This is a genomic window from Daquilactobacillus linshuiensis (assembly GCF_052828685.1).
This window is the reverse complement of record NZ_CM128255.1, coordinates 278,528-292,207: the sequence shown is the minus strand read 5'-3', so window position 1 is coordinate 292,207 and position 13,680 is coordinate 278,528. Positions and strand designations below refer to the sequence as shown.

The 13,680-nt window shown below is 31.1% G+C and carries 11 protein-coding genes and 2 pseudogenes; 1 reads left to right on the top strand and 12 read right to left on the bottom strand.

From position 1 onward, the window contains the following. Window positions 1-23 precede the first annotated feature (23 nt). The 8 genes and pseudogenes from ACUV9F_RS01555 to ACUV9F_RS01520 form a co-directional block, all read right to left on the bottom strand. Window positions 24-1,181, bottom strand: a pseudogene (locus ACUV9F_RS01555) (pyridoxal-dependent decarboxylase). A gap of 310 nt (window positions 1,182-1,491) precedes the next feature. After that, window positions 1,492-2,508, bottom strand: a pseudogene (trpS, locus tag ACUV9F_RS01550) (tryptophan--tRNA ligase). Between the two features lie 272 nt (window positions 2,509-2,780). After that, on the bottom strand, window positions 2,781-3,974 hold the full coding sequence (locus ACUV9F_RS01545) for a NupC/NupG family nucleoside CNT transporter (RefSeq protein WP_446183937.1): 1,194 nt from the start codon (window positions 3,972-3,974) through the stop codon (window positions 2,781-2,783). Between the two features lie 10 nt (window positions 3,975-3,984). Next, on the bottom strand, window positions 3,985-5,136 hold the full coding sequence (locus tag ACUV9F_RS01540) for an iron-containing alcohol dehydrogenase (RefSeq protein ID WP_446183936.1): 1,152 nt from the start codon (window positions 5,134-5,136) through the stop codon (window positions 3,985-3,987). 6 nt (window positions 5,137-5,142) lie between these two features. Beyond that, on the bottom strand, window positions 5,143-5,643 hold the full coding sequence (locus ACUV9F_RS01535; protein ID WP_446183935.1) for a YczE/YyaS/YitT family protein: 501 nt from the start codon (window positions 5,641-5,643) through the stop codon (window positions 5,143-5,145). Window positions 5,644-5,774: 131 nt separating this feature from the next. Continuing rightward, complete coding sequence (locus ACUV9F_RS01530; RefSeq protein ID WP_446183934.1) at window positions 5,775-6,350, bottom strand: phosphoribosylanthranilate isomerase; 576 nt, start codon at window positions 6,348-6,350, stop codon at window positions 5,775-5,777. A 122-nt stretch (window positions 6,351-6,472) separates the two neighbouring features. Further along, window positions 6,473-6,649, bottom strand: coding sequence for a hypothetical protein (locus ACUV9F_RS01525; protein WP_446183933.1), 177 nt, complete (start codon window positions 6,647-6,649; stop codon window positions 6,473-6,475). After that, window positions 6,615-7,334, bottom strand: a complete 720-nt coding sequence (locus ACUV9F_RS01520) for a PfkB family carbohydrate kinase (protein WP_446183932.1) — start codon at window positions 7,332-7,334, stop codon at window positions 6,615-6,617. The genes ACUV9F_RS01525 and ACUV9F_RS01520 overlap by 35 nt, the downstream gene beginning before the upstream one ends. Before the next feature lie 265 nt (window positions 7,335-7,599). Between ACUV9F_RS01520 and ACUV9F_RS01515 the strand changes: the two genes are divergently transcribed. After that, window positions 7,600-8,694: a PfkB family carbohydrate kinase gene (locus ACUV9F_RS01515; RefSeq protein WP_446183931.1), complete on the top strand. Its 1,095-nt coding sequence runs from the start codon at window positions 7,600-7,602 to the stop codon at window positions 8,692-8,694. A 32-nt stretch (window positions 8,695-8,726) separates the two neighbouring features. On the opposite strand, the gene manA is transcribed toward ACUV9F_RS01515, so the two are convergent. The 4 genes from manA to ACUV9F_RS01495 all read right to left on the bottom strand — a co-directional run bounded on the left by manA (window position 8,727) and on the right by ACUV9F_RS01495 (window position 13,637). Further along, window positions 8,727-9,692 carry a mannose-6-phosphate isomerase, class I gene (manA, locus tag ACUV9F_RS01510; protein WP_446183930.1) on the bottom strand — a complete coding sequence of 322 codons (966 nt, stop codon included), beginning with the start codon at window positions 9,690-9,692 and terminating at the stop codon, window positions 8,727-8,729. Between the two features lie 172 nt (window positions 9,693-9,864). Further along, window positions 9,865-11,277 (bottom strand): PTS fructose transporter subunit IIC, encoded by a 1,413-nt coding sequence (locus tag ACUV9F_RS01505; RefSeq protein WP_446183929.1) that lies wholly within the window; start codon window positions 11,275-11,277, stop codon window positions 9,865-9,867. 12 nt (window positions 11,278-11,289) lie between these two features. After that, window positions 11,290-11,754: a PTS sugar transporter subunit IIA gene (locus tag ACUV9F_RS01500; RefSeq protein ID WP_446183928.1), complete on the bottom strand. Its 465-nt coding sequence runs from the start codon at window positions 11,752-11,754 to the stop codon at window positions 11,290-11,292. After that, entirely contained in the window at window positions 11,754-13,637 is a 1,884-nt protein-coding gene (locus ACUV9F_RS01495) for a BglG family transcription antiterminator (protein WP_446183927.1), read from the bottom strand. The genes ACUV9F_RS01500 and ACUV9F_RS01495 overlap by 1 nt, the downstream gene beginning before the upstream one ends. Window positions 13,638-13,680: the final 43 nt, after the last annotated feature.

Here is a 13,680-nt window from a genome sequence, read left to right as displayed (position 1 = left end):
GTAAATTACTTAATCAGTACTTACTAGATAATCCCTTCTGTCTTAGAAATTAACTCTAGACGGCCCTGTATTGCTTCTGTTATTCTTGGTGCCCAATAATTAAATGTTTCTTCGTTATATACCCAGGGAGACATTGTTGATGCACGTAGTATTTCTAATTTTTCTTCTTTGTCATATTCCTCTTATTTTATTCCCAATGACTTAATAAAAGTAACTGGAGATTTTCCATAAATATCTGAGCTAAATGTACTTGCTGAAGTGAGGAAATCTAAATTATAAATATCTCCACCTTTTGCTGACGAAGTATAATCATAAAATGCCTGAGTCAATTCATTCATGTCTTTTAAGCTATTATTTCCCTCTTCTTTATATACCCAGTAAATCATATTAAAATCAGGATCATATACAGCATGTGAAACAATTGTTTTACCATTAACAGTAAATTTCTGACCATCAAATAAATCATGAAACTTGTGTGATGAATATAGACTACGAGCTACTAATCTTCCATATCCTGCAATATTTAATGGTAATACTTTATTTGTGGCCCAGACAGCAGCTGCAGATCCTGCTGCTTTTGAGCCTTCCAGTGTAAATTGTCCAATTGAGGCAGGAACAGCTACACCTTCCTGAAATGCATAAGGGGCGTAATAAGTAAGAGAATCTTTCATTCTAGTGTCTGCGATTGTTAATCCACCGGCATTATAAGGAATGTATCCGACTTTATGAGGATCAATTGTTACTGAATCACTCTGAGCAATTGCTTTATATGCTTCATACACATTTCTTTTTAAGAATTGATTATTTTCAGTAAAAATACCATATTTTTCAAAATTTTCTTTTAATTTGTCATATTCAATGAAATTATTATCTTCATCTATATGTACTGCTCTACCGTATCCACCATATGCTGCATCGATATGAATTGCAAAATCCACTCCCTGTTTACGGAATTTCTCTCTTAATTCTACAAATTTGTCTACTCGGTCAATGACACCTTCTTCTGTAGATCCAACCACCGCAACAACTCCTAATATAGGAATACCATCATCGACATTTTCTTTAATAATTTGTTCCATTTTTTCTATATCAACACGATAATGATTATCTACTGGCAATACTATTAAATTATCTTCACCTATTCCCGTTATGTCTAATGCTTTTTGCCATGAATAATGCATTGTTGAAGGTACCAACCATTTCCCTAATTTTTGTAAGTTTCTTCCACTTCTTGCCGAAGCTGCTTTAGCTTCATTTTTTCTTTCACCTGTTGCATCAAGCAAGTCTAAACATTCTTTTATTGACATATTTTGAAGTTCCCACTCGCTTTTATCTTTAACTAACTCAGGCATGACTTCTTTTACAGCAAAAGGAATGGATGCAACATTTCTAATCATCCATAATGCACTAACATTTGCAATTGTTCCATCTGTGGCAACATATCCCCAACCATTATCTGAATATCTATAGGCTTATTTCGAATTTATAGGCTTATTTTCTAAAGTAATTAATGCCCATTGCACTCTTCACTTCATACAGTGTTTGGTTAGCAATCTCATTAGCTTTTTTACTTCCATCTTCTAACATTTTATATACAAAGTTAGGATTTTTAGCATATTCTTCTCTTCTAGTACGAATTGGTTTTAAAATACTATTTAAAACTTCAAATAAATATTTTTTTATCTCAACATCACCAAGTCCACCTTTTTGGTAGTGAACTTTTAGATCTTCAATTTTATCACGGTCTTTTCCAAAAATATCTAAATAAGTAAATACAATATTTCCTTCTATTTTTCCTGGATCACTAACATGTATATGATTGGGATCAGTGTAAATTGACATAACTTTTTTATAAAGAGTTTCCTCATCATCTGATAAATAAATAGTATTTCCTAATGATTTACTCATTTTAGCATTTCCATCTAATCCAGGTATTATACCCTGTCCTTCAGGTGGAAAAATTCCTTCTGGTTCAACTAATACATCTTCATAAGTACTATTAAAAGATCTGACTATTTCACGAGTTTGTTCTATCATAGGTTTTTGATCATCTCCAACTGGTATAAGTTCTGCCTTAAATGCTGTAATATCGGTTGCTTGACTAATTGGATAAGTTAGAAATCCAGCTGGAATCGATTGATTAAATCCTTTTTATTTAATTTCAGACTTAACTGTTGGATTTCTTTCTAAACGAGAAACTGTTACTAGATTAGAAAAATACATATTTATTTCCGATAATGCTGGTACTTGAGATTGAATATATATATTTATTTTATTAGGATCAAGTCCAATTGCTAAATAATCCAATGCAACTTGAAGAACACTATCTCTTACCTTTTCTGGATTGCTAGCATTATCAGTCAAAGCCTGTAAATCAGCTATCATGACATACATCTCATAATTACCTTCATTTTGCATCTTTACTCTATTAACAAGAGATCCTACAAAATGTCCTATATGAAGTTTTCCAGTTGGTCTATCACCCGTTAAAACAATTTTTTTATTCATAACTTTTCCTCATTTCCAATTTTTTATAAAAAAAAACCGTCTTATTCTCTAAAGAATAGGACGGATAAACCGCGGCCACCTAAATTGTAGATTAACTACCACTCATTATTATTAAAATAAATAGACATCAAGTAACCCAATTCGTTTATTGTTTCTATTTCAGTAAAAAAGAAACTCCCTTTATCAAACTACTTTATTACTTACATGTATAATACCTTTTATTCATATGTCAAGTATTTATTTACTTGTTATAATTATTTAATTTTCAAATCCTAAAAGAAAAGTCCTACCATTGTCGCAGTTAATAATGATGCCATTGTGGCTCCTAATAACAGCTTTAAAGAATATTTAGCAACAATCTTACCTTGCTTAGCATCAATTGCTTTGATTGATCCTGATATTATTCCTAAAGTTCCAAAGTTTGCAAAACTTATTAGGTATGTAGAAATCATTGCAACACCTTTTGGAGTCAATGATTTTACAATCTTAGCTAATTCGCCCATTGCAACAAATTCATTAGTAATTAATTTTGTAGCCATTATACTTCCGATTTTTACAATATCTTTTCCTGGAACTCCTATCAAATAGGCAATTGGTGCAAACACATATCCTAAAACATGCGTAAAGCTAAATCCAAAGAAAAATGAGAATATATTATTTAAAAATGCTACTAATGCAACAAATCCAATCAGCATTGCAGCTACTGTTACAGCTAAGTGGAAACCATCTAAAATATACTCACCTAACATTTGGAAAAATGGTTCACGTTCCTTGTTGGCAATACCATCTTCTCTTGTTTCAAAACCTTCTTCTTTAGGTTCATATGGATTTACTATACAAGAGATTATTAATGCTGAAAAAACATTTAAGAAGACTGCTACTACAACAAATTTTCCGTCTACCATAGACATATAAGATGCTAACATTGCAGCACTAACCGCTGACATTGATGAAGCACATATTGTATACAATTGTTTTGACGATAGCTTAGAAATTTGTTCCTTGATAGTCAAAAACACTTCTGGTTGTCCTAATACTGCTGTTGAAACCGAAAAATAACTTTCTAGTTCTCCCATTCCGGTAATCTTATTTATTATTTTACCAACCCATTTAATAATAAAAGGCAAAACTTTAATATAATTCAAAATACCCACTAATGCTGAAATAAATACAATCGGCATTAATACATTAAAGAAGAATACTGAACTTCCTTTTGTAATTGAGATACCGCCAAACACAAAGTTTACTCCATCTGCGGCTTGTGCCATTAACCAACTAAAAAAATTGGAAATCCCAGTTAAAACTGATTCTCCACCGGTTGTATGTAAGCATAAAAATGAAATAATCAATTGTAATCCAAGCATAATTCCCATTTGTTTAAATCGAATTTTTTTTCGATTTGAACTAATCAAGAATCCTAACGCAAAAATAAACAATAGTCCTATAAGGCCTCTAATTATACTCATAGTTATCTCCTTATCCAAACATCTTTAATAATGTTCTAGATAAATCTTCATCAATTTTCATTGGTGAATTGCCGACAAATCGTTCCTTCATCAATCTATCAATATTATTTAACATTTCTTTTTCATCTATATTAAAAGTAGAAAATGCAGGTAATCCTAATTTTTCATCTCTAAATTCTTTGAATTTTTCTGCTGTAACTTCTCCAATTTCTAAATCTGTAGCGTCTTCAGGGAAACTCGCTCCCAAAATATACCCTATTTCACGTATTTTTTTCATTTTAACAACTGAAGTATATTGGAGTGTTCCTGGTAATGCATATGCACAGGCCATTCCATGAGGGATCTTATACTTAGCCCCAATTACGTGTGCTTGTGAATGTCCCACATGTGTTCCTGCATTACTTAATATCCAACCACCTAGTGCAGCCGCAACCATCATTTCTTGACGTGCTTCTAAGTCATCTCCATTTTTAACTGCTTTGGGTAAATATTTAACAACTAAGTACATGATTTTTTCACAAATTGCATCTGTAACTGGTGATGACAATAGTGATGTATATCCTTCTGCTGCATGGGCAAAAGTATCTAATCCCGTTGCAATTGTCATATTTTTAGGTAAAGTAGCAACTAACTTAGGATCCAAAATAGCAAATTCACTTACAGCATTATTAGACAAAACTGCTAATTTTTCTTCTGTTTCTTTATTAGTAACAATTAAAGCATTTGATAATTCGCTACCAGTTCCCGAAGTTGTGGGAATTGCAATTAATCCTTCAACCCTATTAGGTATTTCTTTTCCATTAGCATATTCACTAATTTTTCCACCGAAAGTTCTAACAATATTTATTCCTCGTGCTGAGTCAATTGAACTTCCTCCTCCAATACCAATAATACAATCACAATTTTCTTCTTTGAAAATCTTAGCTCCGTTGTCAACCACTTCTGTTGGTGGATCTGGAACAACTTGATCATAAATAACCGTATTAATATTTTGAGATTTCAATTCAGATAACATCTTTTTAATTTCAGATGTTTCAAGTAAAAATTTATCAATGACAATCATTGGTTTTTTAAACTTTTTTTCTGAAATAATTTCTAAAATACTTTTTGATAATTCATAAGAAACAATAACTTTTACATTTTGTTCTAATTTATAATCCAATTTTACTTACCTCTTATATATTAATTTTCTAAACTTCATACTCAAAAACTGAATAGCTGGACCTGTTGTTAGTGCTGTAAATATTGTGATTAATCCAAACATTCCGCCTAACAAGTGACCAACTATTGTTAAAACAATATCCATTGTAATTTTAGATCTTCTAATGCTCCATCGTGTATGATCTCGTATAGTAAACATAAATCCGTTAAATGGATCAACACCAATATCACTTGCCACAAATAGACTTATACCAATGTAATATAAAGAACATCCAACAATTCCTGCTAAAATTCTTATTGATATATCTGTACCCGTAAAAATATGTGGATATAAGTTACTTCCAATTGAAATAAAAGTTCCATACGGTACAAGATATAAAATTGTTCCAATATTTAAATACTTTCTTTCAAAAAAATATAAGAATATTATAAGAGCAATATTTACAAAATTTGATACAAATCCCAATTGCACTCTATTTAGTCCAAAAAAAAGCTCTAATTCCATCATATACAATTCCAACAGGATCATTCCCAAGCAAAGTATTATTATTAAATGCCAATCCTATGCATACTGTAAAAATCCCCAATAAAGAAATAAATATAGATTTGGCGGTAATTCTGTTATTTACAATTTTCATTCTAATAATTCAACTCTTTATATGCTTCATCAGCATTTTTACAAAATTCGACAACTTTTGGTATATCTTTTTCCATTACACCATCACTATATTTATAACTAGTTTTTGTGAGTGAATCTACACCGTAAGGCTTTACTTCTTTAACACATTGAGCAACATTATCTAGTCCTAATCCACCAGCTATTATTACCGGAATATTTACTGACTTAACAATTTCTGCGTCAATATTCCAATCATGAGTTTCCCCACTTGCACCAATTCCTGTATCAGCTGCTAATCCAGAATCAGTAAGGATATAGTCTACATATTCAGAATATTCTTTTGCTCTATTAACTGCATCTGGACCATCTACTAAAACTGCTTGCATTAGTTCAACACCAGGACATTCTCTATGTAATCTATCAGCAAACTCTTTATCTGCTGTGTAATCCATACCAGCAATATGTAAAATATCAGGCTTCACTCTTTTAGCAATGAAAATCATTTCGTCAACATCTTTGTTTAACATAATTGCTACAAACTTCACTCCACGCCTTCTAGTTTCAGCAGCAATTCTATCAACAACATCAAAAGGCACCCTATGTGCAGGTACTCATCCACTTTGCATTGGAACAAGTCCTATATGATCCGCACCAGCATCCATTGTTGCCACCGCTTCGTTATAATTTACAATTGAATATATTTGTTTTTTATCATTTTTTACACCATTTCCATAAATTTTTTAGCTCCATTTATTACATTTCTAATACTTAAATCTGAAGAAACTGCTTTTTCAGATTCTAAAGTTAAACTTGCCGCAGCTTGAGTCAGTTGTCTTACTTCTTTTAAGGGTAGTGAATGTTTATAGTAAAACGCAGCCCAGGTTATTGTTGCCATACTGCATACTGCAATCACCAGCTCCATTAGCACTAACGATTTTTTCTGCAATTGTAGGAATTATATTTACTTCACCATCTCTTGAACACAATATTCCTTTTGCACCCATTGAAATAAATACGTTTTTTGCTCCACACTCATCCAACGCCTTAGCTGCTTTTATAGCACTATCTTGATCATTAATCTCAATACCAGTTAACAACCCCGCTTCTAATTCGTTAGGCTTAAAAGTATCTAGCTTATTTAAGACATTTCTGAACTTACCTACTTTGGCTATTGATACTGGATCGGCAAATATTGGAACTTTAAAATTATCGGCAAGCCACTCTATAGAATCTTGAGAAATATTTCCATCAATCACACAAATTAAAGCATTATTTATAAAATCTATTCTTTTGTTTAAAAAATCAGGAGTAATATTCTCAACGATTTTCATATCATTGATTGCAGTAACCATATCGCCTTTTTCATTAGTTACATATAGATATGCTGAACTAACCCCACCTTTAATCTGTTCAGCATAGTCTAAATTTATATTTTCTTTTTGACATTCTTCTTGCAAAATATTTCCAAAGTAGTCATCTCCAAAAACAGTAATTAAGTATGAAGGTACTTCAAGTCTTGTTAAATTTTGTGCAATATTTTGTCCTAATCCGCCTACATTAATTAATCTTAATATTTCCAACTGTTAGAATCTCTCTCGATAAACATTTCCACATAAACCTGCTAAGTCTAAATTAAGTCCTCCAACAACAACCACATAGTCTTCGTTCATCATTTCCTCCTTACTAAATATATTTGATAAAATCATTTTAGCATGCGCTTACACATCAATCAAACAATAGTTTAAAATCTAAACATATGTTGGTAAAAAAACGAATTAATTGTATAATTAATGAAAGCGATCACACCAAATTAAACATAAGTGTAATATTCATAAAGGAGAAAATATGTCTAATCGAGAAAATGAAATTCTAAAACTAATAAAGGATAATCCATTTATTTCTCAAAATGATCTTTCTTATAAATTAGGAATAACACGCTCTGGAGTTGCAACCCACATACATAATTTAACTAAAAAAGGGCTTATAAAAGGACGAGGATATTTACTAACAGATAACAAAGTAGCATCTATTGTTGGAGGTATTAATATTGATACTTTAGGTATATCAAGCGAACAATTGATAACATATAATTCCAATCCAGGAAACATAATACAATCTCTAGGAGGTGCTGGAAGAAACATTGCTTTAGCTTTAACAAAATTATCAATATCAAATAATTTTATTTCTGTATACGGTGATGACATCAACGGTGATAAGTTCATAAATAATTCTCATGAAAACAATATGGATATTGAATGCTGCGAACGTTTAAAAAATGAAAGAACATCTTCATTCTTATATGTAATTAATCCTGACGGAAAACGATATGTTGGGGTTGAGGATATGAGAATATATGAACAGATAACTCCAATTTTTCTTGAAAAATATATTGATAAAATTAATCAATCAAAGTTTTGTATTATTGACACAAATATATCTGGAGAATCAATTCTATATTTATGTAATCATGTTAATGTACCTATAATTGTTAAAACAGTATCATTAAATAAGAATTCTCGCTTATTAAAAAGCGCTTCGAAAATAGATATTTTAATCACAACAAAAAAAGAGTTAGTAAAACTAATCATTGATGGAGGATACAGTTTTTTAAATATCAAACAAGCTACTAATTTGTTATTAAAAATGGGAATAAAAAATGTTATTATTTTTGACGTTACAGATGGGTTACATTATTTTTCTTCTAAAAAAAGATTAAAAATCACTAAACCTCAAATAAGTGTTTCAAATTTAAATGGCTCAAATGCTGTATTTACTTCTTCTCTTATTAAAGGACTCTCTCAAGGACTATCTTGGAAAGATAATTTAACCTTTTCCTATGCTGCCGCAATAGTTAATTCACAGTCTGAAAAATCAGTATCTCCAAACTTATGTACCGATACAATAACTAAATTAAGTACACAAATTTTTAGTGATAAATAAAAAAGCTACCGGCTTTAATAGCCAATAGCTTTTTATTTTTCTTCACTCTCACTTGAAATCAATTGCAAATCTCCACTGATTGTCCAATTACTTATTTGTGCTGGAATTAAGAAGTGGTCTCCTTTTTTTAGTTCATATTCATTACCATCAGTCACTAATTTACCTGAACCTGTAATTACTGATGCTAATGTATATTTACCATCTTTATGTTGTAGATTTAATTCATCTTTTATCAACCATTCATAAACTGCAAAAAATGGTGATTGTGGGGAATGAACAAATGTATTAATTAAATTTTTGCCATTTTTTTTTGTTTCAATATTAATTTTTGGATCAACGTGGGGAACCGTTATTGTATCTTCTGATTGTTTAATGTGTAGTTCGCGTTTTTCACCAGTTTTTTTATCAACGCGATCGTAATCGTACATACGATATGTTGTATCACTACTTTGTTGTGTTTCCAACACCATGATTCCTTTATTCAATGCGTGAACTGTACCACTTGGCACATAGAAAAAGTCTCCTTTTTTAACTGGAACTTTTCTTAATAAGTCATTCCATTGTCCGTTTTCTAGCATTGAGTTTAGTTCTTCATGAGTTTTTGCATTATGTCCATAAATTAATTCTGCACCTTCTTCGGCATCAATTATGTACCAGCACTCAGTCTTTCCTAGCTCTCCTTCGTGTTCTTTTGAGTATGCGTTATCTGGATGAACTTGAACAGATAGACTATCTTCAGCATCAAGAATTTTGGTTAATAGTGGGAAAACATCCCCCTTTGCATCACCAAACAGTTCACGATGTTCATTCCATAAATCACCTAATTTTGTGCCAGCATATTCACCATTTATTACAACACTTTGTCCATGTTGATGTCCTGATATTGCCCAGCATTCACCAATATCACCTTCTGGAATATCATAATCAAATATCGTTTCTAGCTTACGACCACCCCAAATTTTTGGTTGGAAGTATGGTTTCAAAAATAATGGTTCCAAATTAATTACCTCTTATCAAATTAATATGTTTTTATTCTATCATTGTATGCGTATTCAATAAATAGAAATCTCTTACCATTTGGAACAAATTCAATTTCTTAAATCTCTTTGTCTAAATAAAAATGACATTGAATTCAATGTCATTTTTTCTGTAGTACTTAGATTTTAGTCTTTATTTTGCTTTTCTTACTGCTCTACTTTGAAGAACAATTAGTAGTACTGATCCAACAATTACTCCAATTAAGATTGATAATAAGAACAATCCTAAGTTATTTGTTGCGCCTAGTACACCAACAATAGGTCCACCATGAGGAACAACGTCAGTTATTTTAAAGATTGCACCCATAATTCCTGCTACCGCACTACCAATCATAATACTTGGAAATACTCGTTTTGGATTTGCTGCAGCAAATGGTATTGCGCCTTCTGTAATTCCAATTAATCCCATTAGAATAGCTGGAATTGAAGCTGATGATTCTTCTTCACTAAATAGTTTTCCACGTGTTGCTGCGGCAACTCCAACTGTCAATGGAGGTACGGCAACACAACATGCAACTATTCCCATGATTTGTGGAGTATTAGCTGTGATTGAAGCAACACCGAATAAGAAAGCAATCTTGTTAATTGGGCCACCCATATCTGAAGCAACCATAACTCCAATAATTGCACCTAAAACAATACTTGTTGAAGGATTCTTTGACAATGCCGTTAACATATTTTGTAGTGCTGTCATTAACCATGAAATTGGTCCACCAAGCAAGAATACAAATAATCCTGAAAGTATTGCTGTACCTAGTAGTGGAATAACAAATATTGGCATAACTGGACGTAAGTTCTTTGGTACTTTCCAACTATTCATCCATTTAACTAAATATCCACCGACATAACCAATTAAAATTGCACCTAAGAATCCTGTACCAGCTTTTGTTCCTAAGATATCTGGAGAATTAGCAACCATAGCTGAAATCATAACTGGTGCCAAAGCTGCACGTCCTGCAATAGCATCAGCAATATATCCAGCAAGAATAGGAATCATCAATGTAAATCCAAATACACCTACTGCATTCATCTTAGCCCAAATAGTACCTTCAGGAATAACCATTCCTTGAGCTGTTGCATGTCCACCAATAGCAATTGACAAAGCAATAAACAATCCACCAACAACAACAAATGGAATCATGTGTGATACACCGTTTAGAAGTTGTTTTACAGCTGGTTTTTGTTGTTTTGATTTACTGTTACTACTTGTTTTTTCCTTCTTTTCTCCACCATTATAAACTGGTGCTGAAGACATTTTATCCAGTACTTCATTTGCATCTTTGATTGCATCTTGAGTATTACTGAAGATAACTTTTTTACCTTCAAAACGATCCATACCGTCAATTGCAACATCATTTGCTAAAACGACTACATCTGCATTTTTTACGTCTTCATCTGTAATAACATCTTCAGTACCAGATGCACCTTGTGTTTCAATTTTTACATCATAGCCTTTTGCTTCAGCTGCTTGTTCTAGCTTTTCAGCTGCCATATATGTATGTGCTATACCGACAGCACATTTTGTGACACCTACTATTTTTGTCATTTGTATACTCCTTTATTTATTAACAATTTCTGCAATCATATTAAACAAGCCATCTTGATTGTGTTTATTGTCATGTAATTGTTTTACAAATTCTTCATTCATTAATTTTCTTGAAAGCATTGATAATAACTTCAAATGATCCTGATTTCCATTACTATTTGGTGTTAACAACACTGTAGCAATTTCAATATCTTTCCCATCTAAAGATTCCCAAGAAATTGGTGTTTCAAATGTTACGACTCCAATTCTTGCGTCATTTAAATCAGAAACTTGTGTATGAGGAATGGCAATTCCATCTGTAAATCCTGTCGTTCCTTCTTCTTCTCTTGCTAATAAACCTTTTTCAAGTTGTTTAGCATCCACATTTAATATTGATCCTAAATCTTTCGCAATTTCTGCTAATGCTACATCTTTTTTTGCAGGATTTATTTTTAAGTCTGTTATTACACAATCCTTTAATAGTACTTCGCTTGACATTATTTCTCTCCAGTTAATATATTTAAAATTTCTTGAATGTTTTTGGCATTCTCTAATTTAGATATTCGTTCTTTGTTCTCAATTACATCATTTAAATAATGATAAAATTTTCGAATATATGGACTAGTTTGATCATTCATTCCCATAAAAAATACAATTTTTACATTTGCAGACATCCAAGAAATTCCTTTTTTAGATATCACAACAGAAATGAATGGTTCTTTTATAAATTTGGTATCTGCGTGTGGTAAAGCAATATTATCAACTGCAGTACTTGAAATGTCTTCTCTTTTTAATGCTGATTCAGTTAATCCATGTGTAGCAAATTTTTCTTCTATAGCTTTATTTGTAACTTTTTTAATTACTTCTTCATATTCCACTTTTTCTTCTTCAATAAAGATCAAATCATTTTTAAATAGTTTAGAAAAATAGCTGAATGATTCATTTTTTGAGTTTATTTTTTGTATTGTTTCTTTGATTTTTTCTTTATCATCATCAGTTAAAAATGGTGATACTGTAACTATAGGTTTTTCAAAATTTAGCAAAGGTACTGTTGAAATAACTAAATCTTCTTGAATATCAGAGTCTTGTACTTCATGACTTCTAAGAATTCTTTTAACTGATACAATATTTCTCATATTTTGGTTGATTTTCTCTTCTAATAACCTGGAAGTTCCAATGCCTGTATTACATACAATCACTGCATTTACAGGACTGTCAGGCGTATGTTTTCTTTCAAAATATGATTCAAAATGCAATGCAGTAAATGCGACTTCATCCTCACTTAGATTTGTATTCATCAGAGTATCTAGTTTTGATATAAGTTTTAATGCTTCCTCAAAAGATAATGGAAATTTCCGTTTAATCTGCTCTGTATAAGGGTTAGAAACATTCATTCCAAATTTATATCTTCTTAATGCACCCGATAAATGCTGATATAAGCCTTCAATTAACTGTGTATCATAATCATTTTCTAAGAATTCTTTTATATCTGACTCTAAACTTATTAAATCATCATCGTGATTTATTTTTATATGATTCTCTAATTTGATTAGAGCAATAAAGTTATTTAAATATATGAGTTGTTCTACGTTTAATTTGTAATTAAATATTTTGTAGTAACTTTTACTCAACTCATTAGTTTCGTCCTCTAGTTTTATCACTGATTCCAATTTTTTTTCATCAGAATTAGTCAAAGATAGTTGAAGAATTAAATAGATTATTAAGGTTTCGTATTCATAATCCGTCAACTTATATCTATTCTGCTCAATAAAACTGTCGACCAACTTAAATATCTTCTTTGTTTCATTTTGTTTAATATACTTATTTAATATATATGGAAAAACCACATTTTCATGGTTACTAGACATTAATTTATTTCCCCAGAATTTATGTATAACATCTATTAAAAATGGATATTTAATCTTTTCTGGTAACACAACACTTAATGAACCACTATTATTTATCAAGGTGCCACCATTTTCGGAAATAAAATTTCTAACTTTTGTAAGATCTGATTCTATGGTCCTTCTGCTCACATATAATTGATCTGACAATTGTGCAATAGTTACTCTTGATTTTTTAAAAATCAAAGTCGCTATTATATACATTTGTCTATCCTCTGGAGTATCAGGAACTACCAAGTCTGAATCTTCTTTAAATATTTTTTCAAAGTTATCTAATTCACCTTCAAAAAATATTCCCTTTGTTCTACTTCGTCTTAAAGTAATATTTTGATCACTGACACGTTCAGATAATAAGTTAAGATATTTAGTTACCGTTGGTCTAGAAATATTGAATTGTGCAACTAAATCTGAGTAATGGACTTCTTTATTGTTCAAAATATACTGAGCCATTTGTAACTCAGTTTTTGATAATGACATTTTAACCCCCTTCCTTATGAAACCCCTTACAAGAATTATCATA

Coding starts and splice junctions, on each gene's coding strand:
- ACUV9F_RS01495 (WP_446183927.1), bottom strand. CDS start 13,637: ATGTCATTATCAAAAACTGAGTTACAAATGGCTCAGTATATTTTGAAC.
- ACUV9F_RS01505 (WP_446183929.1), bottom strand. CDS start 11,277: ATGACAAAAATAGTAGGTGTCACAAAATGTGCTGTCGGTATAGCACAT.
- ACUV9F_RS01500 (WP_446183928.1), bottom strand. CDS start 11,754: ATGTCAAGCGAAGTACTATTAAAGGATTGTGTAATAACAGACTTAAAA.
- ACUV9F_RS01515 (WP_446183931.1), top strand. CDS start 7,600: ATGTCTAATCGAGAAAATGAAATTCTAAAACTAATAAAGGATAATCCA.
- ACUV9F_RS01525 (WP_446183933.1), bottom strand. CDS start 6,649: ATGGCAACAATAACCTGGGCTGCGTTTTACTATAAACATTCACTACCC.
- ACUV9F_RS01545 (WP_446183937.1), bottom strand. CDS start 3,974: ATGAGTATAATTAGAGGCCTTATAGGACTATTGTTTATTTTTGCGTTA.
- ACUV9F_RS01535 (WP_446183935.1), bottom strand. CDS start 5,643: ATGATGGAATTAGAGCTTTTTTTTGGACTAAATAGAGTGCAATTGGGA.